The following is a 22,497-nucleotide window of genomic DNA, read 5'->3' on the forward strand; positions in this document are numbered from 1 at the left end:
CCATCGATGGGGCCGAGCGCCCGTCATGAGCCGTCAGGCCCGTATTCCCTTGGTTTCACGCCAGGAGGGGGAGTGCGCGAATCACCCGAACGGCGGCCCCCCGGCCGGCAGCCCGCATCCCGGCACGGCGGCCGCATCCGGATCCGCCCCGCGCCGGCGGGAGTCCTCACCGGCGGCGCGGGGGCCCGGAACCTCGGGGCAGGTCAGTCGTCGGCGCCGTCCGCCGCCGCGGCGGACTCGTGTGCCGCGATGCCGACGAAACGGCGTACGGCCTCCACGGGCATGTCGAGCCCCTCGGAGGCGGCGCGCTCGTCACCGAACACCTGTACCGCCTCGGCGACGGCCACCGCCAGTTCGGCTTCCGCCTTGCGGACCTTGACCTCGGCCTTGTCCACCGTGTCGACCACCGCCAGCTGGCGGCGCTGCTTCTCCTGGAGTCGCTGCTTGCGAGAAAGCGTTTTGTCAGAGTTCTGCACAGTCACGACCAAGATCATATGCAGCCCTGTGCACCCGCGCGAAATCGGCAACTCCGCCCGCCCGAGGCCCTGTTCGAAACCTCAGGCGGTCAGCGTCGCCCACACCGCGTGGCCGCTGGTGAGCCTCGACCGGTCGACGCCCCAGGATTCGGCGAGCTGCTCGACGAGCAGCAGCCCCCGGCCGCCTTCGTCGTCGGGGCCCGCCTCGCGCCGGGGCAGGCCGCGGCCGGAGTAGTCGTGGTCGTGGACCTCGAGCCGCAGGCATCCGTCCGCGATCAGTCCCATGCCGCACAGGATCCGCACGCTCAGCGTGTGGATGACGGCGTTGGTGGCCAGCTCGGACACGAGCAGCACCGCGTCCTCGCACAGTTCGCGGGAGAGGCCCCACTCACCGAGCCGGGCTCTCACGGAGCGGCGGGCGACTCTGACGCTGGAGCGGTGCGAGGGCAGTTCGATCCAGTGCGCACGGTCGGGCGCGTCGACGTCTAACAGATCGCGTGGGGAGGTCGCGTGGGGGGACACGAGGCTGCCTTCCGTAAGGCGGGCGCGGCGGAGAGCGGGCGGGACAGGCGGAGCGGGCGGAACAGGGCAGGCAGAACAGAGCAACGGCCGCACGGGGAGCGGGGCATCGCCCGTGATCGTGACCGCGATTTACTCAAGTAATCATGCGCGCAGGCAAGTTCAGGCTGCAACCGGCTCCCTGATAATTTCAGGATGCCGGTATCGGTCTGGTCGCTTCAGCAAGTCCCTGTCACACTCGTCCGGGTGACAGTCCCTCAGGAGGTAGGGCGTGAGCGAAGGCCGTTCGAACGCGGGCAGCACCAGTGCGCCCACCGTTCTGCGGATGATCCTGGGCCGCAGGCTCCAGGAGCGGCGGCAGGGCGCGGGCGTGTCACTGGAGGACGCGGCGCGGGCGCTTCGGGTCACACCCCTGACCATCCGCCGGCTGGAGAAGGCGGAGGTGACGCTCAAGCCCCTCTACGTGGAGAAACTCCTTGAGACCTACGGTGCCGACCGGCAGGAGCGGGAGGAGTTCGTCGCCTTCGCCGAGCGGGCCAACGAGCCCGGCTGGTGGCACACGTACCGGGATGTGCTGCCCACCTGGTTCAGCGCCTATGTGAGCCTGGAGACCGGCGCGACGACCCTGCGCACGTACGAGCCGCACTACGCCACGGGGCTGCTGCAGACCCGGGAGTACGCGCGTCATGTGCTCAGCGGCGGCTTCCCGAACGCCAGCGACGCGGACCTGGAGCGGCGGGTGAACCTGCGGCTGCGCCGTCAGGTCCTGCTGGAGCGCTCCGACGCGCCGACGCTGTGGGTGGTGATGGAGGAGGCCGTCCTGCACCGGGTGGTCGGCGGGCCCGAGGTGATGCGGGAGCAGATCGAACGGCTGCTGGAGGCCTCGGAGCTGGAGCACGTCAGCGTCGACGTCGTCCCGTTCACCGCCGGTGCCCATGTGGGCGCGTGCGCCCCGTTCACCTACTTCCGGTTCGCGGAGCCCGAGCTGCCGGACGTCGTCTACACCGAGGTCCTCTCCGGTGCGATGTACCTGGACCAGCGCTCCGATGTCGTCGCCCACCTGGAGGCGCACAACCGCATGTCCCTGCTGACCTCCGACGCGCACAGCAGGGCGCTCCTGAACCGCATGCGCAAGGAGTACTCATGACCACCTTCGACACCTCCTTCGACGGCAGTGTCCACGACGTGTACAACGGCATGCCCGCGTCGGACCTGGGGGAACAGGGCTGGGAGTCGCCCTGGAGCGGCCCCAACGGCGGTCAGTGCGTGCAGACGAAGCAGCTCGCCGACGGCAGGATCGCGCTGCGGCAGTCGACTGATCCGGCCGGTCCCGCGCTGATCTACACCCCGGAGGAGATCACCGCGTTCGTCGCGGGGGTCAAACGCGGCCTCGCCGACCACCTGACCACCGGCTGACCTCTCCCCCACGCTCCCCCTCTGAAAGGTTCAGGATGACCAACTCGCCCGTGGCCCGGGACATCGACACCAGTAGGCCCCACTCCGCCCGCATGTACGACTACTACCTGGGCGGCAAGGACCACTTCGAGGTCGACAAGCAGGCGGCCGAGAGCGTGGCGTCCGCCTACCCGGGCATCTTCGTGTGCGCGCGGGAGAACCGTGCCTTCATGCACCGGGCCACCCGCGTTCTCGCGCGCGAGCACGGCATCCGGCAGTGGCTCGACATCGGCACCGGCATCCCCACCGAGCCGAACCTGCACCAGGTGGCCCAGTCCGTGGTCCCCGAGGCCCGGGTGGTGTACGCCGACAACGACCCGCTGGTGCTCAAGTACGCCGAGCGTCTGATGCGCAGCAGGGCGGAGGGCCGCACCACCTACATAGAGGCGGACGTCAACGACCCGCAGACACTGCTCGACGCCCCCGAGCTCGCCGAGATCCTGGACCTCGACCGCCCGGTGGCACTGTCCCTGAACGCCCTGATGCACTTCGTGACGGACGCGCAGGACCCGTACGGCATCGTCGGCCGGCTGCTCGACGTCCTTCCCTCGGGCAGCGCGCTCGCCCTGAGCCACTGCACGCCCGACTTCGACCCGGACACCTGGCAGAAGGTCACCGACATCTACAACAACGCCGGAACCCCGGTGCAGTTCCGCTCCCGGGCGGACGTGGCGCGGTTCTTCGACGGGCTGGAACTGCTCGACCCCGGCGTCTGCGTCGGCCACCGCTGGCGCCCGGACGCGGAACCGACCGCCACGGACGCGGAGGTCAGCCTGTGGACCGGGGTGGGCATCAAGCCGTAAGGACCATTCCGAGGGGGGATCCGCCTCCGGGCTGTCGTACCACGCGGGGACTCGGCGGTACGACAGCCCGGGGGCTGTGAACACGGGTCCGCCGGACGCTCCGCCGCGGTGGCGGGTCGTGAACGCACCCCGCCTGGTCGCACTCGTCCGCAACGCGGCGATCTCGTCGAACAGGGTGGCGAATCCGCCTCGAGGTTCGAGATCATCCGCTCATGTCGGATGGCGTGCCAGGGCAGAACCTTCCGGTCGGCTTCGGTTTCCGGCCGTATCGCGGCAGCGAAGACCACGCCGCCATGGCCGCAGTGCGGCTGGGCTGTGCGGAGCGGGACCGGGTCGATGCCCACTCGGTTGTGGAAGGGCTCCCGACAGCGGCCGAGATCGCCGAAGCCTCCGCCAAGTTGGAGGAACCGTCCAAGAACCAGATCCTGGTGGTGCTGGGCAGAGGCGTCGTCGGCTACGCGACGATCCGGTGGTGGCAGGAGCGGGACGATACGTGGCTGTATCTGCACCGTGGCCACCTCTTGCCCGAGCATCGCGGCCAGGGCATCGGCTCAGCCATGCTGAGCTGGGCCGAAGAGCGGATCCGCCAACTCGTCCGGCAGCATGGAACGACGCGGACGGCAGTGATCGGCGCGAACGCCATGGCCTCCGAACAGGACGCCACGGCGCTTCTCCTCGGCAACGGCTACCGGCGTGTCTTCAGCCTGGTCGAGCTGGAGCTGGGTGAACTACGGCAACTGCCCGCGCTGGTCCGCGAGTTGCCGGCCGGGATACGGACGGGGCCCGTTCTGACCGGCCACTACCGGGCAGCTTGGCGGACAGTTGTCGATTCGTATGCGGACAACAGTCCCACTCCAAAGTGGACATTCCAGGAATTCATCGACACCGCCGACCCTGCATGCTGGAGAGCCGCGTGGCAGGGGGAGGACATGGTCGGCGTCGCCCTCTGTTCCATCCGCCGCCACGACCGCACCGTGGGCGAGGTCGAGGAGTTGAGTGTCCGCGCGGACCGCCGACGTCTCGGAATCGGCCAGGCCCTGCTGCTGGACGGGCTACGCAGCCTCCGCGAGCAGGGTGCGACAACCGCCCGGCTGTTCACGGGCACGGCGAATCCGCACCGGTCCTACGATCTTTACGAGAGCGTGGGGTTCCAGCGACAGCACGAGTACGTCCGCTACCGCAAGCCGCTCGCTTGATCACCTTTCGGGGCGTTCGGCCGAGAGCGAGTCCTGGCAGCAGGACTCGCTCTCACTCAGTCTCCAGGACCGGTGTCAGCCGATGTGGTAGCTGTCGCCGTACACCTTCCAGTCCAGCGGGGTGTTCAGGCACAGGTTGCCGTTGCGCAGGAAGACCCGCTGCTCGGTGTCGACCCTGGTGGTGTCGCTGTGCGCCTCCTCCTGCTGCATGGCCCACACCCGGGCGTCGAGGAAGGCGTTGAGGTACGTCGTCTCGTTGCCGCCCTGGGCCGGCGGCTTGGCCTTGCCGAGGGCGCGCTTGCGTATGTTGCGGAAGCTGGTGGCGTCGTCGCCGTCGCCGTGCATGACGATGGCGTCGTAGTAGGTGAACTGCCCCAGCGTGCCCAGCCCGTCCGTCTTGCCCTGCTGCACTGCCGGGTTGAAGTACACCCGGTCGCGTTCGTCGTTCTGGGCCTGCTGGAAGGCGGTGTCCTGGGCGGCCTTGCGCCAGTCGGCGGGGAAGTTCGGGTCGAGGCCGCTGTGCGAGTCGGTGCCGTTGACCCGGCGCAGCGCCGGCAGGTACTTGGCGAGCACGTTGGAGGGCTTGCGGTCGGTGTAGAGCTGGACGAGGTCGAGCATGTCGCCGGTGCCGGAGCAGAAGCCGATGATCCCGGCGGTGTAGCCGCGGCCGTCGCCGATGTCCTCGATGTACTTGTACTGGGCCTTCCAGTCGAGCGAGGAGTTCTCCGCGCTCGACACCAGCTTCATGGCGATCTCCTTCTTCGCCGGGTCGTCGAGGCCCACACAGCTCGCGGCCGTCGGGGCGGCGGAGGCGTGCGCGGGGCGCAGCAGCACGGCGCCGGCGCCTACGGCGGACGCGCCGAGCAGGGCGAGCAGGGTGCGGCGGGAGGTCAGGACGGGGTTCGTCGTGGTCGTGTCGTTCGGGTTCCGCACAGGGACTCCAGTGGGGGGTTGCGGTCGGTCATCGATAGGAAGGTTTCCTATCAGTAGATACCACTGATGTGTACCCGTCACACAGAAAGTTCGTAGAGTCGAACAAGTCCGCCGGTGCGGTCCGGGGCGTCCGAGGCGGGTCAGCCGGTGGCGGTCCAGGCCTTCGGTCCGATGCCGCGCCACTCGATCAGCTCGGGGTCGTCGACCGTCGTACTGGCCTCGGGCAGGCCCGCGCGGCGCAGGAACTCCACGACGTCGAGCAGGTGGTACGCGATGCCGACGTACTCTCCGCGGATGGTGACCCGCCGGCCACCGTCGGGGCCCGGCGGCTGCACGATCACAGGCGCGCCTTCCATAGTGACCGCATGCCCCCTGACGGCACGGTTCATGCCGCGGACAGGGCCACCCGGCGGATGGCCGCCGGCAGGTTCGAGGCCCTCGGAGGCGATGCTCTCGCGGGTGGGGCCGGAAATCGGTGGTTGGCCGAGAGTTTCGGGGGCGGAGTGACGGGAGGGCGGTTCGGTGCATCCGATACACGCCAATAACCGCCCTCCGGGGCGGCGGAGCGGCTTCCGCCGCCGGGTCCGGGTGGCGGCCCGGACGGATCGCCCGGCACTTGCGTGTTTTGCCGGTCGATTACACCTTCACGTGTCGGTTACAGCGTCTTCACAGAACGCGTGCTTTTGGTCACTCGGCGTGTCGGTCCTGTCGCCCAGGGAAGACGCCCGCGCAGGGGGCTGCCTAGCCTCCCCGCCATGCGATCACCACTGATGAGACGCTTCGGCCTCGGCGCCGTCCTCGCCCTCGTTCTGGCCCTGTTCGGACTGGCCCCCAGCGCGAGCGCCGACCCGGCGCCGGCCGGGCTGGCCTTCGCCACCGACGCCGCGACCACCACGCCCGGTGGCACGGTGCACCTGTCGATGACGATCACCAACAACAACACCTACGACATCTGGTTCGTGTACCAGACGATCGACCCGACCTACCTGACCACACAGCGCCCCGACCTGAAGTACAGCTTCACCGGCTGCAGCCTGGCCGCGTCCGACGGCACCGCCACCGCCTGCTCCGGCACCGGGCCCACCAACCTCGGCACCGACTACGGCGCCACCGTCCCGCCCGGCCAGAGCCGCACCGTCACCCTGACGCTGAGCGTGGCCGCCGACTCCGGCTGCAACGGCAACATCGGCTTCTACTCGTACTACTACGCCGAGTTCAGCGACTCCACGAACACGAGCGGCGGCCCGGTCTACACGCCCGAGACGCGCGTCCTGTGCGCCTGACGGCCTGTCGGGGATGACCTGAAAGGTCTGCGATCAGCCGATGATCCGGGGCCGGGCACTCTTGCCCCCACAGAGGGCCCGGCCTGCACCGTGGACGGAAAAAAGCCCAACTCGGTTCCATTCAAGGCCTGTTGGTCGCCTGCTCTTTTCCGTCACGTTTCGCAACACGACCGCGAAAGCTACACACAGACACCACTATGTGACGGGACGGATGCGTCGACGACTGGCCTCTCAGGGGAAGCCGGCGTCGGGGCAAAGGGGTGCGTCCGCTCCGCGGAGCCGTGCTCACCCCCGTCCGGGGAGGGAACTTCACCGCATGAAGCGGACCATACGCACGACCGTGCTCACGGTCGGTGCGCTCATCGCCGCGCTCGGCCTGCCGGCCGGCGCGGCCCATGCAGATGACGCACCCAGAATCGACTTACGGGTACTGCTGGTCAGCGACGGCGGACCGTCGACCGCAGCCATCGCCGCCGAACTGACCGATGACGGCACGCCGTTCACCGAGATCGACCTGACCCAGTCCGGACGGCAGGTCATCGACGCCGGTTTCCTCGCGGACACCGTCGACGGACGGGCCCGCGCCAAGTTCCAGGCCGTGGTGCTGCCCGACGACAATCCGTTCGCGAGCGGTTCAAGTGAAATGGCGGCACTCACAGCGTACGAACAGGTTTACCAGATCCCCCAGGTCGATGCCTATACCTATGCACGTCCGGAAGCCGGTCTGCAGTACCCGGTGGGCAGCGCGGGCTACTCCGGCAGCATCGACGGCACCCAGGCCGACGTGACCGCCGCCGGCCAGGCGGGCCCCTTCGGCTACCTCGACGGCACCGTCCCCTTCGAGGACAACGACCCCTCCGTCGGCGAGAGTTACGCCTACCTCGCGCAGCCGGCGGCCGGCGCCGACTTCACGCCCTATGTCGAGGCGACGATCCCCGGGTCGTCAGCCAAGGGCTCCCTGGTCGGCGAGTACCGGCACGACAACCGGCGTGAGCTCGTCGTGACCTTCGTCTACAACCAGTACCAGGAACAGTTCCGGCTGCTGGCCCGCGGCATCGTCGAGTGGATGACCGGCGGGGTGCACCTCGGCGCCTCGCGCAACTACTTCGCCGTGCACGTGGACGATGTGTTCGCCGAGGACGACCGCTGGAACAGCGAGCTCAACTGCACGCCCGGCGACGTCGACTGCACCGACTCCGGCGCCACGGCCGACCCGATCCGGATGACGTCCGCCGACGTCGACTACGCGGTGGCCTGGGAGCAGAGCAAGAACTTCACCTTCGACCTCGCCTTCAACGGCTCCGGCAGCGTCGACCAGCGCTCGGACAACGACGGGGTCGACCAGCTCGCCGACAAGCTGGTCGCGGACAAGAACGACTTCCGCTGGATCAACCACACCTACACGCACGCCTTCCTCGGCTGCGTGCAGAACACCGCCGTGGTGCCCTGGGTCTGCGATACCAACGCCGACGGCAGCACCCAGTGGGTCAGCCAGAACGACATCTCCGACGAGATCGCGAACAACCGGGTCTGGGCCGAGACCAACGGACTCCCCCTGGAGAACGACGAGTTGGTCACCGGCGAGCACTCCGGGATGCGGATCCTGCCGCAGCAGCCCGACGACAACCCGAACCTGTCGCCCGCCCTCGCCGCCAACGGCGTCGACTGGCTCGGCTCCGACAACTCCCGTGACCCGCAGCAGCGTCAGGTCGGTGCGGCCGAGACGGTGCCCCGCTACCCGATGAACATCTTCTACAACGCGGGCAAGGCCTCCGAGGAGGTCGACGAGTACAACTGGCTCTACACCAGCCGCGCCCAGGGCGGCAGCGGTATCTGCGAGGACAACCCGACCACCACGACCTGTCTGTCGGCACCGCTGGACACCAGCACCGGCTACACCGACGAGATCGTGCCGCTGGAGACCCGGATCGACCTCGGGCACGTGCTGTCCAACGATCCCCGGCCGCACTACATCCACCAGTCGAACCTGACCGAGGACCGCATCGCCTACCCGGTGCTGAACGGCGTGCTCGACGGCTACCAGGCCCTGTTCGCGGACAACACCCCCGTGGTGAACCTGCGGCTGAAGGACATCGGCACCGAGCTGAAGCGCCGGGCGGACTGGCAGGCCGCGCTCCAGGCCGGCCAGGTCACCGCCTACCGCATCGGCGACGCCGTGACCGTCGAGGCACCGGCCGGCCTGGAGGTCACCGCGACCCTGCCGACCGGGACCACGGTGGGCGGCGCCGCGTTCGGCTCGGCGTACGCGGGCGCGGTCTCCGGCTGGACTCCGTCGGCGGGTGACCCGATCAGCCTCACCCTCCCCGCCACCACGGCGACCCCGGCCGTCACGGCGGCCGACGACACCGCCCCGGCCACGGATCCCGCGCCCCACACCCGGGTCCCGGCAGGGGTGGCCGATCAGGTCCCCGCCACCGTCACCAACTGAACAGCGCTCCGCCGCACCGACGACCGACGCAAGAACAGATCCGCGGTTCCGGCCGCCCGCCGGCGGCCGGAACCGGCACGACCACCCCCCACAACTCGGCCGTGGAGCACCCGATGTCCCTTCCCGACGGCGCGCCGCCCACCCGCACTACGCGCGTCACCCTGCTCACCGAAGGCACTTACCCGCACAGTCACGGCGGCGTCAGCGTCTGGTGCGACCAACTGGTGCAGGGCATGCCCGACATCGACTTCGACGTGATCGCCGTCACCGGCACCGGACGCGAGCCCGTCGTCTGGGACCTGCCCCCACACGTCTCGAACGTGTGGTCCGTGCCGATGTGGGGCGACCCGCCCGAGGGCCGCGCGCCCCGGGGCCGGGCCCGCCGTGAACTCGCCGACGCCTACGGCCGGTTCCTCGCCGCACTGCTCGACCCGCGGGAGGAGGACGGCTTCCCGGCCGCCCTGTACGCCCTGGCGCGCGCCGCGGCGGACGGCATGCTCAGCCCGTTCCTGCGCGCCGACCCGGCGATCACCGTCCTGACCTCGCTGTGGAACCGGCCCGGCGTCGCCGTGCGCGAGGCCCGGCCCACCCTGCACGACGCGCTCACCGCGACCGCGCTCCTGGAGCACGCCCTGCGTCCGCTGACCGCTCCGCTGCCCGAGACCGGCGTCGCGCACGCGGTGAGCGGAGGCGTAGCCGCGCTGCCGGGGCTGGCCGCGCTGGACCAGCACGGGGTCCCGCTGCTGCTCACCGAGCACGGCGTCTACCTGCGGGAACGCTACCTCGGCTATCGCACCGCGCCCTACCGCTGGCCGGTCAAGGCGGTCGTGCTCGGCTTCTTCCGCCTCCTGGCCCGCGAGTCCTACCGCCAGGCGGCCCTGATCACCCCGGGCAACCGCTACAACCGGCTCTGGGAGGAGGAGGGCGGCGCGGATCCGGAGTCCATACGCACCGTGTACAACGGCGTCGACCCGGCCGCGTTCCCGGCGGCCGGACCGGAGCCGGAGGTGCCCACGCTCAGCTGGGCGGGCCGCGTGGACCCCATCAAGGACCTGGAGACCCTGATCCGGGCCTTCGCCCTGGTCCGCGCTCAACTCCCGGAGGCGCGGCTGCGGTTGTTCGGCGGCACGCCCAGGGGCGGCGAGGCCTACCGGGAGCGCTGCGAGGCGCTGGCCGCCGAACTCGGGCACGGCGACGCCGTCACCTTCGAGGGCCGCGTCGACGACATCAAGGACGCCTACGCGGCCGGCAACGTCGTGATGCTCTCCAGCATCAGCGAGGGCTTCCCGTTCACCTTGATCGAGGCCATGTCCTGCGGGCGGGCCACCGTCTCCACCGACGTCGGCGGGGTCCGGGAGGCGGTCGGCGACACCGGGCTGGTCGTCGCGCCCCGGGATCCGGCGGCGATGGCCGCGGCCGCCCTCGATCTGCTGAGCGATCCGGCGCGCCGCCGGGCGATGGGCGAGGCGGCCCGGCGGCGGGTGATCGAGCAGTTCACGCTCCGCCAGACCATCGACACCTTCCGTGCCATCTACCTCGAACTGCCCCACCGAGCACGGAAGTCGGCTGCCGCGCCGGCTCCGGCCGAGCTGTCTGCCGCGTCCGTCACCGGGAGCGTGGCCCGGTGAGCGGACCGATGTCCCTCGAACCCGGCGGCTCCGAACAGGAGACCCTGGCTCTGCGCCTGGCCGAGCCCCGGCCGCCGCGCCGTCACCGGCCGCGCTGGGCCCTCGACGACACCACGCTGACCATCCGGCTGCCCCGGCGCGGCCCGGACGAGGACGCGGTCAGCGAGCTCGCCGCCGAACTCGCCGACCGGGTCGGCCCCGCCGTCCACCCCTACGAGGTGGCCGCCCTGCTGGAGTCGGAGGGCCTGTCGGCCGCCGTGATCAACGAGCGGTACGGCCACCCGAACCTGTTCTCGCTCGCCTCCGCGCTCTACGAACGGGTGCCCAGGACCTTCCCGGAACCGGCGCCCGCGGCCGACCCGTGGCGCCCGGACACCGTGCGCTGTCTGCTGCGGGGCGTGCTGTTCGCGCTGCCCGGACTGGCCTATCTGCTGACCGCGCCGCTGTGGAACGCGGCCGGGCACGCCCCGGCCCTGATCGTGGCGGGGCTGGTGTCCTGGGCGTGGGGGCAGGCCCTCGGCCACCGCGCCTACCTGAGGATGGCGAGCGGACGGCGCGAGGCCGGCCGTACCCTCCTGCTCGGCGCCCCGGCCGGGGCGGTGCTGGCCACGGCGGCGGCCGCCGTGGTCGCCGGGGGCGGCCCGGCCGTCCTGGCCGCGGCGGCCCAGTCGGGCTACCTGGCCGGGGCGGGCGTGCTCCTGGTACTGGCCCGGGAGCGGCTGCTGCTGGCCGCGCTGAGCCCCCTGGTCGCCGGTGCGGCCGTGCTGCCCTGGTGGGAGCCGGGCCGGCTGCTGCGGGCGGGACTGCCGCTGCTCGCCCTGACCGCCACGCTCGCCGTCACCGGCTGGGTCCTGTGGCGCGCCCTGGCCGTTCCGGCCGCCGCCGCGGTGCGCCGGCCCAAGGTGCTGTGGTCGCTGCCGTACGGCCTGTTCGGTCTGGCCGCGGGGGTGCTGGTGCTCCTGGAGGGGCTCCGGGAGCCGCGCGCACCGTACGCGGTGATCGTGCTCACGGTGAGCATGGGCCCGGCGGAGTGGCTGCTGTACCGCTACCGGGGGCTGTCGGTCGCCGCGCTGCGCGCCACCGCCACCCCCGCCGCGTTCCTGCTGCGCTCGGCCGGCATCCTCGCCCTCTGCCTGCTGCTGTACCTGCTGCCGCTGCTGCCCGCCGCCCTGGTCACGGGTGCCGACCCGGCCGCCCTGCTGCTGCTCGCGGCCACCCTGTGGACCGCGCTGCTGCTCCAGGCGTTCGGCGCGGCCTGGCCGTCGGCCGCGCTCTGTGTCACGGCCGCCGCCGTCGCCGGCGCGGTCACCCTGCTCGGTCTCCCCGGGGCCGGCCTCGCCCTGCCGCTGTGTTGCGGCGCCGCGGCGCTCTGTCTCGCGGCCTGCGCCCTTGCGCTGCTCGGCCGCCCCGCCCCGCACGGATAGTCACTCCCCCCACGCACAACCAATCGGAAGGACACCGCAGTTGACCTCCCAACCGCTCGCCGCCGTCACCGGGGCCGAGGGTTTCATCGGTTCGCACCTCACCGAGGCGCTGGTCGCCTCCGGGCACCGGGTGCGGGCCATGGCCCAGTACAACTCCTTCTCCTCCTACGGCTGGCTGGAGACCCTCGCCCCGGACGCCCTGGACCAGGTGGAGATCGTCCTCGGCGACGTCCGGGACCCCGGCTCGGTCCGCGGCCTGCTCGACGGCGCCGACACCGCCTACCACCTGGCCGCGCTGATCGCGATCCCGTACTCCTACCGGGCCCCGCACAGCTACGTGGACACCAACGTCACCGGCACGCTGAACGTCCTGGAGGCGGTCCGCGCGCTCGGCACGCCCCGGCTGGTGCACACCTCGACCAGCGAGACGTACGGCACCGCCCAGACCGTGCCGATCACCGAGGACCACCCGATCAACACCCAGTCCCCGTACGCCGCTTCGAAGGCGGGCGGGGACCGGCTCGCCGACAGCTACCACGCCAGCTTCGAGACCCCGGTGGTGACGCTGCGGCCGTTCAACACGTTCGGGCCGCGCCAGTCGATGCGCGCGGTGATCCCCACCGTCATCGGTCAACTCGCCGCCGGGGAACGGACGATCACCCTCGGCGATCTGCGGCCCACCCGGGACTTCATGTTCGTGAAGGACACCGCCCAGGCGTTCCTGACGGTCGGCACCGCGCCCGCCGGACAGGTGGTGGGCCGCACCTTCAACGCCGGTACCGGCACGGAGATCTCGGTCGGCGACCTGGTCGCGCTGATCGGCAAGGTCATGGACACCGCCGTCGACGTCCGCGAGGACGAGGCCCGGATCCGGCCGGCGGGCTCGGAGGTGATGCGGCTGGTCGCCGACGCGAGCAGGCTCACCGCGGCCACCGGCTGGCGGCCCGCGCACTCCCTGGAGGAGGGCCTCGCGCAGACCGCCCGGTTCTTCCGCGACCCGGCCAACCTCGCCCGCTACAAGACCGGCATCTACAACATCTGACCTCGTCCGGCACGTCTGCGCACGTACACGAAGGAGGAGCCCCATGCACGCAGTGATCCTGGCCGGAGGCAAGGGCGTCCGGCTGCGTCCCTACACGACCGCGCTGCCCAAACCGCTCGTCCCCATCGGCGACCAGCACGCGATCCTGGAGATCGTGCTGCGCCAGCTCTCCACGGCCGGCTTCACCAGCGTCACCCTCGCCATCGGCCATCTCGGTGAGATCATCCGCGCCTACGTCGGCGACGGCTCCCAGTGGGGCCTGGCCGTCGACTACGCCACCGAGGAGAGCCCGCTGGGCACCATGGGCCCGCTGCTCAACCTGCGTCAGCGGCTGCCCGAGACGTTCCTGGTGATGAACGGCGACATCCTCACCGACCTCGACTACGCCGACGTCCTCGCCCGGCACAGAGCCTCCGGTGCCCCGCTGACCATCGCCACCTACGCCCGCAAGGTCCACATCGACTTCGGGGTGCTGACCACCGACGACAGCAAGGTCGTCGCGTTCACCGAGAAGCCGAGCGTGGACTACCGCGTCTCGATGGGTGTCTACGGGCTGTCCCGCGCCACCCTCGACGGCTACACGCCCGGACTCCCGCTCGGCTTCGACGAGTTGGTGATCGATCTGCTGAAGGCCGAAACTCCGCCGCACGCCTACGAGTTCGAGGGGTACTGGCTGGACATCGGCCGCCCGGACGACTACGACCGGGCCAACGCCGAGTTCACCACCCGCAAGCCGCTTCTGCTCAAGGGAGCCTGAGCACGTCATGCGCATTCTCGTCCTGGGCCGCACCGGCTATCTGGGCACCCATGTCGCCGCGGGGCTGCGGGCCGTGCCCGGCGCGCAGGTCCTCGGCGGCGGCCGTTCGGCCGGCGTGGAACATCGCGTCGACCTCGCCACCGTCCGCCGCGAGCAACTGGCCAAGATCCTGGCGGCGGTCGCGCCCGACGCTGTGGTCAACTGCGCGGGCGCGACCGGCGGCGACGCGGTCGCCCTCGCCGAGGTCAACGCCCGCGGCCCGGCGGTGCTGTGCGCCGCGCTGCGCGACGCGGCCCCGGCGGCCCGCCTGGTGCACCTGGGTTCGGCCGCCGAGTACGGCCCCGGCGCCCCGGACGCCCCGGTGACCGAGTCGGCGCCCACCAGCCCGGTGGGCCCGTACGGTGCGACCAAGCTCGCGGGCACGGCCGCGGTGACCGCGGCCGGCCTGGACGCGGTGGTGCTGCGGGTGGGCAACCCGGTGGGGCCCGGGGCGCCGGCCGCCTCACTGCCCGGCCGGATCACCGCCATGCTCCGCGAGGCGGGCCCGGACGCGGCGGCGGTGCTGCGGCTCGGGGACCTGTCGGCGTACCGCGACTTCGTGGACGTACGGGATGTGGCCCGTGCGGTGGTGCTGGCGGCCACCGCACCCGGATCGCTGCCGCCCGTCCTCAACATCGGCGGCGGCCGGGCCGTTCCGGTGCGCGAGCTGGTGCACGCCCTGGCCGGCCGGGCCGGCTTCCGGGGCCGGGTCGAGGAGAGCACGACCGGCTCGGTCCGCTCGGCGCAGGTGTCGTGGCAGTGCTCCGACATCTCCGCCGCCGGGCGGGCCCTGGGCTGGCGCCCCGCCCACACCCTGGACGACGCGCTCACCGCCCTGTGGGAGAGCGACGGTACCCGGTGAGCCTGCTGATTCCGCTGTATGTGCACCCGGCCGAGGACCCGGGTGCCTGGCACCGCCTGATCACCGCCGCGCACCGTACCTACGGCGTGGTCCTCAACCCGGCCGACGGCCCCGGTGACCGCCCCGACCCGGCGTTCGCCGCGGCGGCCGACGCGCTGCGCACGGCCGGGGCGCTCCTCCTGGGGTACGTCGACACCGACTACGGCATGCGCGGACAGGCCCAGGTCACCGAGGACATGCGCCGGCACGAGGAGTGGTATGCGGCCGACGGCTGCTTCCTCGACCGGGTGACGGCGACCCCGCAGGGGCTGCCCGCCTGCCGCAAACTGGTGCGCGCCGTACGGAAGGCGGGCGCCGGGAGGGTGGTGCTCAACCCGGGCGTCCACCCGGCGCCGGGATACCTCCGGCTCGCCGACCTGACCGTCACCTTCGAGGGCCACTGGTCCACGTACGTCTCGGCGTTCACCCGGCCGGCGTGGGCCGGCCGGCTGCCGCCGGAGCGGCTGTGCCATCTCGTCTACGGCGTGCCCGAGGCCCTGGTCCCGCTCGCGGTGCGCACCGCGCACCAGCGCGGCGCGGCGGTCTGCGGCCCGGTGACGGGCGAACCGCCCAACCCCTGGGCCGAGTTGACACCGGCGCTGACCGGGGCGGAGGCGGAACGATGAGGGCACCCGCACGGCCGCGGGCGCGCATCCTGCTGCCGGCCGCCCTGACCGCGACGGCGCTTCTGGCGGGCTGCTCCCCGCACCCGGACTCGCACTCGCACTCGCACTCGCCGGCCACGGGCGCGGACTCCCCCACGGCAGGCCCCGCCGAGGCCGTCTGGAAACCCAAGCCCGGTCTGGCCTGGCAGTGGCAGCTGGACGGGGAGGTCGAGCCGACGGTGGACGTGCCCGTCTACGACATCGACGGCTTCGAGAACTCCAAGGCGGACGTGGCCGCGCTGCACCGCGCCGGCCGCAAGGTCATCTGTTACGTCAACGTCGGCGCGTGGGAGAACTTCCGGCCCGACAAGGACGACTTCCCGCGCTCGGTGCTCGGGAAGAACAACGGCTGGGCGGGCGAACGCTGGCTGGACATCCGCAAGCTGTCCGTCCTGCGGCCGATCATGGAGCGGCGCTTCGACATGTGCCGCGACAAGGGCTTCGACGCGGTCGAGCCCGACCTGGTGGAGGGCTACGGCAACGACACCGGTTTCCGGCTCACCGCCGCCGACCAGCTCCGCTACAACCGCATGATCGCGGACATGGCCCATGAACGCGGCCTGTCCGTGGGCCTCAAGAACGACCTCCCGCAGATCCCGCAGCTGCTCGCCGACTTCGATTTCGCGGTCGACGAGGAGTGCGCCCAGTACGACGAGTGTGCGCGCCTGACCCCGTTCATCAAGGCGGGCAAGGCGGTCTTCCACGTGGAGTACAGGGAACCGACCAGCGCCTTCTGCGCCGAGTCCCGGCGGCTGGGTCTGTCGTCGATGCAGAAGAGACTCGAACTGGGGGTGTGGCGCAAGCCCTGCTGACGGCGGCGCGGGGCCGGGTCAGCGCACGACGTCGAAGACGTTCTTCTGCACGCCGTTGGCGTAGACCTCGTGCTCGACCAGCTTCAGCTTCTGGGTGTCCTTGTCCGAGGCGCTGAACAGACGCTTTCCCGCGCCGAGCAGGAGCGGGTAGACGAGCAGGTGGTAGCGGTCGATCAGGCCCGCGTCGGACAGGGCGCGGTTCAGCGCGGCGCTGCCGTGGACGATGACCGGGCCGCCGTCGGTCTCCTTGAGGGCGGCGACCTCGTCGAGCGAGCGCAGGATCGTGGTCTCGCCCCAGTTCGACACCAGGTCGCCCGCGGTGAGGGTGGTGGAGACGACGTACTTCGGCAGCGTCTTGTAGTGCGAGAACTCGGCCATGTCCGGCCACACCGGGCTGAACGCCTCGTAGCTGGCCCGGCCCATCAGGACCGCGGCCGACTCCTTCTGCTCCCGCTCCTTGATCTCGAACACCTCGGGGACGAACTCGACGTCCTTGAAGGTCCACCCGGAGTTCCGGTAGCCGGGCTCGCCGCCCGGGCCCTCGACGACCCCGTCGAGAGAGATGAAGGCAGTGCTGATCAGGGTACGCATCCGGGTTTCCTCGCTGTCTCGGGTCTGGTGCGGTTCTCCGCGGTACCAGCCTCCAACCGACAACAAAAATTGTCAAGGAAACTCAACTTGTCGGCGATGAACCCCTGGCCAAGTTGGTGGAATTTTCAACTACCTCCGCCTGTTGTCAGGGCCGAAGGAGGTCACGAGTGGACACGACGTACGACACGACTCAGGACACGACGTACTACGACCAGGGAACCGCCGCCGAACGCTGGGCCCGGGCCCGGCTGTTCTTCGACGCCAAGGACTACGCCGGCGCCGCCCGGGTGCTCGCCGGGCTGGTCGAGGAGGCCCCGGAGCAGACCGGACCCCGGCTGCTGCTGGCGCGCTCCTACTACCACTCGGCCCAACTGCGCCGCGCGGAGGCCGAGTTGCGCGAGATCATCGAGCGCGACCCGGTGGAGCACTACGCCCGGATGATGCTGGGCCGTACGCTCCAGCGGCAGGCCAGGCACGAGGAGGCGGAGCCGCATCTGCGGATCGCCTCGGCGCTGGCCGGGGACTTCCCCGAGGAATGAGCGGCGAGCGAAGAGGGCCCCCGGATATCCGGGGGCCCTCCGGCCGTCACAGCGGGATGGCCGCGTGCAGGACCAGGAACAGGGTCACCGCCGAGTTCGCCGAGGACATCGCCGACACGAGAGTGCCCGCGGCGGCGCCCCGGACGGCGAGGCCGGCCGCGGTGAACGTGGCGGGCCGGCTGTGGGCCACCGGGACCAGCGGCAGGAAGACGAGGACCCCCGTGGACGGTCAGTCCTCCGTACCGCCGTGGTCGGTGGGCGAGGTGTTCCGAGTGTTCACCCGGCCCGGCTCGGCGGCCTCCAGCAGGGCCCGCAGCACCTCCTCGTCACCGGGCGGCAGGGCGTTGACGAAGCTGGCGAGCACCGCCTCGCGGTCCCGTTCGAGGTCGAGGAGCCGGCGCATCCGCAGGGCGGCGAGCCGGGCCACGTCGGCGGTGGGCGTCCACAGGAAGGAGCGGCCGTGCCGCTCGCGGGCGACGACGTCCTTGGCGAGCAGCCGGGTCAGTATGGTCACGACGGTGGTGTAGGCGAGGTCGCCGCCGAGCCGCTCCTGCACCCAGGCGGCGGTGACGGGACCGTCGGCCTCGCGCAGAGCACCCAGCACCTGGCCCTCCAGCTCCCCCTGCCCCCGCCGGGCCCGCGCCATGGTCCCCGTCTCCCTCCGGCGTCGGTGGTGACACGCGCGACAGCGTGTCTGACCACGCTACTTCACGCCGGCGCCCCTCCGTACGGTCGCCGCCCGCCACGGTGCGCGATCTCTCCGAGGACGATGTCCACGGCGAGGAAGGCGGCCAGCGGGATGCCGAGCAGCGGCACGAAGTAGCCGAGGACCGCGATCACCGCCATCGCCGGGACCAGGAGGTACGGCGGGACCTCCGCCCAGGCCCCGCGCGGGATCGGCCGGCCGAAGGAGGAGCCGCGGCCGCGCTGCCACCACATGCGGTAGCCCCACAGGATCAGCAGGATCAGGGAGAGCGCGAGCAGGGCCAGCGCGAGCTGGTTGACGAGGCCGAAGAGGATCCCGGTGTGCAGGTCGATGCCCCAGCGGGTGAGTTTGGCGAGGACCGGATAGTCGGCGAAGCGCAGGACGTCGGTCACCTCGCCGGTGCCCGGGTCCACGGCGACGGAGTCCTGCTTCTCGGGCCAGCTGCGCTGGACCTGCCTGACCACGTAGGCGCTGTTCGCGTCGGCGGGCGGGACGATCTCGACGGGGTCGCCGAGCCCCTCGGCGCGGGCGGCCGCGAGCACCTTGTCCAGGCCGACGCCGTGCTCGGCGTCACCGCCGGTCCCGGCCGCCGTACCGTGTCCCGCGTGCTCGCCGCCGCTCGCGGCCGCCGAGACGGCCGGGGTGGCCTGGCCCAGGGAGGTGCGCAGTTCGTCGATGTTGGCGCCGGCATAGGTGGACCAGGTCAGGCCGGTCGCCGAGAGGAAGACGAAACCGGCGGCGGCCCACACGCCGACGGTGCCGTGCAGGCCCAGCGTGCGCCGTCGCCCGCTGGTGCCGCGCACCTTGCGCAGCGCCCGCCGGCGGGAGAACCACAGCACCAGGCCGCCGCCCGCGATCACCCACAGCCAGCTCGCCGCGAACTCGCTGTAGAGCCGCCCGGTGTCGCCCAGGTGGAGGTCGCGGTGGAGTTCGTCGATCCAGGTGCGCAGCGGCAGCGCGCCCGTCGATCCGTACTGTTCCAGCGCGCCGCGCACCTTGCCGGTGTACGGGTCGACGAACACCGCGAGGGTGTGGTCCGGGTTCACGCCCGCGACGCCCGAGAGCAGCACCCTGGTGGTCGCGTCCGCCTCGGGCGACGGCCGTATCGCGGAGACCGTGCCCTCGGGGTGGGCCTTGCGGGCGGCGGCGACCTGCTCGGAGATCGGCAGCTTGGCCTCGCCCACCGGGACGATCAGCTCATGGGCGTACACCAGCTTCTCGGCCTGGAAGGAGAAGGCGTACAGCAGGCCGGTGGTGGCGGCGACGAGCAGGAAGGGGGCGACCAGGACGCCGGCGTAGAAGTGCAGGCGCAGGACGAGGGGGCGCAGCGGGGCCCAGCGGCTCGGGGAGGCGGCCGGGACGGTGGGTTGCGGGGCCTCGTCCGATGGGGGTCCTCCCGATCGAGCGGAGCCGAAATCGGGGGAGGTCGAGGAAGCGGTGGACATCGGCGGGCTCTCCGGGGACTCGTGGCTGAGCGGTGACGGTCCAGTAGTCGGGGAGTGCGTGGACCGAGTTCCCGGCAGGCAAGGTGACCCGCGTCACACTCTGCTCCATGGCATGCTGGCGCGATGGCATCTCCCCGCGATCACGCACCCCTTGCCGAACGGATCGAGGAACTCCTCGGCCTGGGCGGCCCGTTGCCCATCGTGGCGGCCGGCGACCCGGTCCTGCGACGTGGAACCGAGCCGTACGACGGCCAGTTGGCCCCGGCCCTGCTGGCCCGATTCGTCGAGGCGCTGCGCGTCACCATGCACGCGGCCCCGGGCGTGGGCCTGGCCGCACCGCAGGTCGGCGTCCCGCTCCGCATCGCCGTGATCGAGGACCCGGCACCGGTGCCGGCGGAGGTCGCGGCGGCCCGGGGCCGGGTCCCGCAGCCGTTCCGGGTGCTGGTCAACCCGGTCTACGAGCCTGTCGGCAGCGCCCGCGCCGCGTTCTTCGAGGGCTGCCTGAGCGTGCCGGGCTGGCAGGCGGTGGTGGCCCGGCACGCCGAGGTACGGCTGCGCGGCCAGGACGAACACGGCCGCGCACTCGACGAGGTGTTCGCGGGCTGGCCGGCCCGCATCGTCCAGCACGAGACCGACCACCTCGACGGCATGCTGTACCTGGACCGGGCGGAGCTGCGTTCACTGTCGTCGAACGAGGCGATGGCAGAGCGCTGGACCCAGCCGACCCCGGCGACGGCGGCGGAGGCGCTGGGCTTCGATCTGCCGTAGGCCGACAGCACTTCACGGGGGCGCGGTACCCATCAGCGCCCCGATAGGGGCGCGGGGAACTGCGCGACCGGCCACGACGGCGCCGCAGCCGACCCACGACAGAACCCGCCCCCTCCGCCCCTCACCCCCTGTACGCCTCCAACAAGCGCAACCACACCTCACTCAACGTCGGATAAGACGGCACCGCATGCCACAGCCGGCTGATCGGCACCTGCCCGGCGACGGCGATCGTCGCCGAGTGGATCAGCTCGCCCACCCCCGGCCCCACGAAAGTGACGCCGCGCAGGATCTCCGCGTCCAGGTCGACGACCATCCGGGCGCGCCCCTTGTAGCCGTCGGCGTACAGCCCCGCCCCGGCGACCGAGGAGAACTCGACGTCGACCGCGCGGACCCGGTGCCCCGCCTGCTCCGCCTCCGCGAGGGAGAGCCCGACGGCCGCCGCCTCCGGCTCGGTGAAGACGACCTGCGGTACGGCGCCGTGGTCGGCGGTGGCCACGTGCGCACCCCACGGCCCGTCCAGAAGCGGCGTGTCCGCCGCGCGGGCCGCGATCGCCGCGCCCGCGATCCTTGCCTGGTACTTGCCCTGGTGGGTGAGGAGCGCCCGGTGGTTGACGTCCCCGACGGCGTAGAGCCAGTCGGTGCCCTCGACCAGAAGGGTGTCGTCGGCCGACAGCCAGGAGCCCGGTTCCAGGCCGACCGTGTCGAGGCCGATGTCGTCGGTGTGCGGGACGCGCCCCGTGGCGAAGAGGATCTCGTCGGCCTCGATGCGGTCACCGGCGTTGGTCACGGCCACGACTGTGCCGTTCTCACGCGTCACCGACTCGACGGAGGTGCCGATGCGGACGTCGACGCCGGCCTCCGTGAGCGCCTCGGCGACGAGTTCGCCGGCGAACGGCTCCATGCGGTTGAGCAGGCCCTTGCCCCGGACCAGCAGGGTGACCCGGGAGCCGAGGGCCTGCCAGGCGGTCGCCATCTCGGTGGCGACGACACCGCCGCCCACGACGATCAGCCGGCCGGGTGCTTCCTGGGCGCTGGTGGCCTCGCGGCTGGTCCAGGGCTTCACCTCGGCGAGGCCGGGCAGGTCGGGGAGCTGGGCGCGGGTGCCGGTGGACACGGCGACCGCGTGCCGGGCGGTGAGGGTGGTGAGGGTGCCGTCGGGGCCGGTCACGGTGACCGTGCGGGGGCCGGCGAGGCGGCCGTGGCCGCGGTAGAGGTCGGCGCTGATGCCGTCCAGCCAGGCGACCTGGCCGTCGTCCTTCCAGTTCGAGGTGAAGTAGTTGCGGCGGGCGAGGACCGCCGCGGTGTCGAGGGGGCCCTGGACCGCCTGGGCGAGGCCGGGCAGGCGCCGGGCGTCGGCCTGGGCGATGACCGGGCGCAGCAGGGCCTTGCTGGGCATGCACGCCCAGTACGAGCATTCGCCGCCCACGAGTTCGCTCTCCACGACCGCGGTGGTGAGGCCGGCCGCACGGGTGCGGTCGGCGACGTTCTCCCCCACGGGCCCGGCCCCGAGCACCACGACGTCGTAAGCGATGGATTCCGATTCCGTCATGGGGCCAGTCTTGCCGGTGGTGTGCGCCCGGGCCACACGGGTAGGGGGCGGAATACCTGCCCGGCCGGACATGTTGTGGGGATCGGTTTCGCCCCACACCGGGACGCCCCCACATCAGGAAGAGGGAATCAGGCATGAGCAGCACCGTGGAGCTCACCAAGGAGAACTTCGACCAGACGGTCACCGAGAACGAGTTCGTCCTCATCGACTTCTGGGCGTCCTGGTGCGGCCCGTGCCGGATGTTCGCCCCGGTCTACGAGAAGGCCGCGCAGGACAACCCCGACCTGGTGTTCGGGAAGGTCGACACCGAGGCGCAGCCGGAGCTCGCCCAGGCCTTCGGCATCCAGTCGATCCCGACCCTGATGATCGTGCGCGACCAGGTCGCCGTCTTCGCCCAGCCGGGTGCCCTGCCGGAGGCCGCCCTGACGGACGTCATCGGCCAGGCCCGCAAGCTGGACATGGACGAGGTCCGCAAGAGCATCGCCGCACAGCAGGGCAGCGCCCAGGGCGAGTGAGA

Annotated in this window: 24 protein-coding genes and 1 pseudogene; 16 read left to right on the forward strand and 9 right to left on the reverse strand. The window is 71.6% G+C overall.

Annotated features, from left to right (window positions below; translation table 11 throughout):
- Positions 1-203: 203 nt before the first annotated feature.
- Both KVT45_RS05010 and KVT45_RS05015 read right to left on the reverse strand, forming a co-directional pair.
- Entirely contained in the window at positions 204-482 is a 279-nt protein-coding gene (locus KVT45_RS05010; protein WP_308310647.1) for a hypothetical protein, read from the reverse strand.
- A gap of 75 nt (positions 483-557) precedes the next feature.
- Positions 558-998, reverse strand: coding sequence for an ATP-binding protein (locus KVT45_RS05015; RefSeq protein ID WP_217545232.1), 441 nt, complete (start codon positions 996-998; stop codon positions 558-560).
- A 268-nt stretch (positions 999-1,266) separates the two neighbouring features.
- Here KVT45_RS05015 and KVT45_RS05020 point away from each other — a divergent pair, with 268 nt between their 5' ends.
- From KVT45_RS05020 to KVT45_RS05035, 4 genes are all read left to right on the forward strand, one after another.
- The gene (locus KVT45_RS05020) at positions 1,267-2,142 is read left to right on the forward strand and encodes a helix-turn-helix transcriptional regulator (protein ID WP_217545233.1); all 876 of its coding nucleotides are present in this window, start codon (positions 1,267-1,269) and stop codon (positions 2,140-2,142) included.
- A complete protein-coding gene (locus tag KVT45_RS05025) occupies positions 2,139-2,411 on the forward strand; it encodes a DUF397 domain-containing protein (RefSeq protein ID WP_217545234.1) in 273 nt (90 codons plus the stop codon). Before KVT45_RS05020 ends, KVT45_RS05025 begins: the two co-directional genes overlap by 4 nt.
- Before the next feature lie 35 nt (positions 2,412-2,446).
- Complete coding sequence (locus tag KVT45_RS05030; protein WP_089106247.1) at positions 2,447-3,253, forward strand: SAM-dependent methyltransferase; 807 nt, start codon at positions 2,447-2,449, stop codon at positions 3,251-3,253.
- 212 nt (positions 3,254-3,465) lie between these two features.
- A complete protein-coding gene (locus KVT45_RS05035) occupies positions 3,466-4,449 on the forward strand; it encodes a GNAT family N-acetyltransferase (RefSeq protein WP_217545235.1) in 984 nt (327 codons plus the stop codon).
- A 75-nt stretch (positions 4,450-4,524) separates the two neighbouring features.
- Here KVT45_RS05035 and KVT45_RS05040 read toward each other — a convergent pair whose 3' ends face one another.
- Together KVT45_RS05040 and KVT45_RS05045 are read right to left on the reverse strand one after the other, a co-directional pair.
- Entirely contained in the window at positions 4,525-5,382 is an 858-nt protein-coding gene (locus KVT45_RS05040) for a chitosanase (RefSeq protein WP_217545236.1), read from the reverse strand.
- 140 nt (positions 5,383-5,522) lie between these two features.
- Positions 5,523-5,738, reverse strand: coding sequence for a hypothetical protein (locus KVT45_RS05045; protein ID WP_089106243.1), 216 nt, complete (start codon positions 5,736-5,738; stop codon positions 5,523-5,525).
- A gap of 399 nt (positions 5,739-6,137) precedes the next feature.
- On the opposite strand from KVT45_RS05045, the gene KVT45_RS05050 reads away from it, so the two are divergent.
- The 9 genes from KVT45_RS05050 to KVT45_RS05090 all read left to right on the forward strand — a co-directional run bounded on the left by KVT45_RS05050 (position 6,138) and on the right by KVT45_RS05090 (position 16,382).
- On the forward strand, positions 6,138-6,665 hold the full coding sequence (locus KVT45_RS05050) for a hypothetical protein (protein WP_217545237.1): 528 nt from the start codon (positions 6,138-6,140) through the stop codon (positions 6,663-6,665).
- 316 nt (positions 6,666-6,981) lie between these two features.
- Positions 6,982-9,114 carry a hypothetical protein gene (locus KVT45_RS05055; RefSeq protein ID WP_217545238.1) on the forward strand — a complete coding sequence of 711 codons (2,133 nt, stop codon included), beginning with the start codon at positions 6,982-6,984 and terminating at the stop codon, positions 9,112-9,114.
- Positions 9,115-9,227: 113 nt separating this feature from the next.
- Positions 9,228-10,742: a GT4 family glycosyltransferase PelF gene (gene pelF, locus KVT45_RS05060; RefSeq protein ID WP_217545239.1), complete on the forward strand. Its 1,515-nt coding sequence runs from the start codon at positions 9,228-9,230 to the stop codon at positions 10,740-10,742.
- Positions 10,739-12,166: a hypothetical protein gene (locus KVT45_RS05065; RefSeq protein ID WP_217545240.1), complete on the forward strand. Its 1,428-nt coding sequence runs from the start codon at positions 10,739-10,741 to the stop codon at positions 12,164-12,166. The genes pelF and KVT45_RS05065 overlap by 4 nt, the downstream gene beginning before the upstream one ends.
- Positions 12,167-12,206: 40 nt before the next feature.
- Positions 12,207-13,208, forward strand: a complete 1,002-nt coding sequence (locus KVT45_RS05070) for a GDP-mannose 4,6-dehydratase (RefSeq protein ID WP_217545241.1) — start codon at positions 12,207-12,209, stop codon at positions 13,206-13,208.
- 43 nt (positions 13,209-13,251) lie between these two features.
- Complete coding sequence (locus KVT45_RS05075) at positions 13,252-13,965, forward strand: nucleotidyltransferase family protein (protein WP_217545242.1); 714 nt, start codon at positions 13,252-13,254, stop codon at positions 13,963-13,965.
- 7 nt (positions 13,966-13,972) lie between these two features.
- A complete protein-coding gene (locus tag KVT45_RS05080) occupies positions 13,973-14,866 on the forward strand; it encodes an NAD(P)-dependent oxidoreductase (protein ID WP_217545243.1) in 894 nt (297 codons plus the stop codon).
- Entirely contained in the window at positions 14,863-15,531 is a 669-nt protein-coding gene (locus tag KVT45_RS05085) for a spherulation-specific family 4 protein (protein WP_217545244.1), read from the forward strand. The genes KVT45_RS05080 and KVT45_RS05085 overlap by 4 nt, the downstream gene beginning before the upstream one ends.
- The gene (locus tag KVT45_RS05090) at positions 15,528-16,382 is read left to right on the forward strand and encodes an endo alpha-1,4 polygalactosaminidase (RefSeq protein WP_217545245.1); all 855 of its coding nucleotides are present in this window, start codon (positions 15,528-15,530) and stop codon (positions 16,380-16,382) included. The genes KVT45_RS05085 and KVT45_RS05090 overlap by 4 nt, the downstream gene beginning before the upstream one ends.
- 18 nt (positions 16,383-16,400) lie before the next feature.
- Here the strand turns inward: KVT45_RS05090 and KVT45_RS05095 are convergent, their stop codons facing one another.
- A complete protein-coding gene (locus tag KVT45_RS05095; protein WP_217545246.1) occupies positions 16,401-16,973 on the reverse strand; it encodes a dihydrofolate reductase family protein in 573 nt (190 codons plus the stop codon).
- A gap of 167 nt (positions 16,974-17,140) precedes the next feature.
- Here KVT45_RS05095 and KVT45_RS05100 point away from each other — a divergent pair, with 167 nt between their 5' ends.
- The gene (locus KVT45_RS05100) at positions 17,141-17,512 is read left to right on the forward strand and encodes a tetratricopeptide repeat protein (protein ID WP_217545247.1); all 372 of its coding nucleotides are present in this window, start codon (positions 17,141-17,143) and stop codon (positions 17,510-17,512) included.
- A 46-nt stretch (positions 17,513-17,558) separates the two neighbouring features.
- Here the strand turns inward: KVT45_RS05100 and KVT45_RS05105 are convergent.
- From KVT45_RS05105 to KVT45_RS05115, 3 genes and pseudogenes are all read right to left on the reverse strand, one after another.
- A pseudogene (locus KVT45_RS05105) lies at positions 17,559-17,693 on the reverse strand (M56 family peptidase); the annotation flags it as partial.
- Between the two features lie 48 nt (positions 17,694-17,741).
- A complete protein-coding gene (locus KVT45_RS05110; protein ID WP_217545248.1) occupies positions 17,742-18,158 on the reverse strand; it encodes a BlaI/MecI/CopY family transcriptional regulator in 417 nt (138 codons plus the stop codon).
- A gap of 62 nt (positions 18,159-18,220) precedes the next feature.
- On the reverse strand, positions 18,221-19,663 hold the full coding sequence (locus tag KVT45_RS05115) for a PepSY domain-containing protein (protein WP_217545249.1): 1,443 nt from the start codon (positions 19,661-19,663) through the stop codon (positions 18,221-18,223).
- A gap of 123 nt (positions 19,664-19,786) precedes the next feature.
- Between KVT45_RS05115 and KVT45_RS05120 the strand changes: the two genes are divergently transcribed.
- Positions 19,787-20,431 carry a peptide deformylase gene (locus KVT45_RS05120; RefSeq protein ID WP_217545250.1) on the forward strand — a complete coding sequence of 215 codons (645 nt, stop codon included), beginning with the start codon at positions 19,787-19,789 and terminating at the stop codon, positions 20,429-20,431.
- 121 nt (positions 20,432-20,552) lie between these two features.
- Here the strand turns inward: KVT45_RS05120 and KVT45_RS05125 are convergent, their stop codons facing one another.
- Entirely contained in the window at positions 20,553-21,980 is a 1,428-nt protein-coding gene (locus tag KVT45_RS05125) for an NAD(P)/FAD-dependent oxidoreductase (RefSeq protein WP_217545251.1), read from the reverse strand.
- 134 nt (positions 21,981-22,114) lie between these two features.
- Between KVT45_RS05125 and trxA the strand changes: the two genes are divergently transcribed.
- Positions 22,115-22,495 (forward strand): thioredoxin, encoded by a 381-nt coding sequence (trxA, locus tag KVT45_RS05130; protein WP_217545252.1) that lies wholly within the window; start codon positions 22,115-22,117, stop codon positions 22,493-22,495.
- Positions 22,496-22,497 lie beyond the last annotated feature (2 nt).

It is taken from the genome of Streptomyces sp. GbtcB6 (genome assembly GCF_019091475.1).
Taxonomy (GTDB): Bacteria; Actinomycetota; Actinomycetes; order Streptomycetales; family Streptomycetaceae; genus Streptomyces; species Streptomyces hyaluromycini.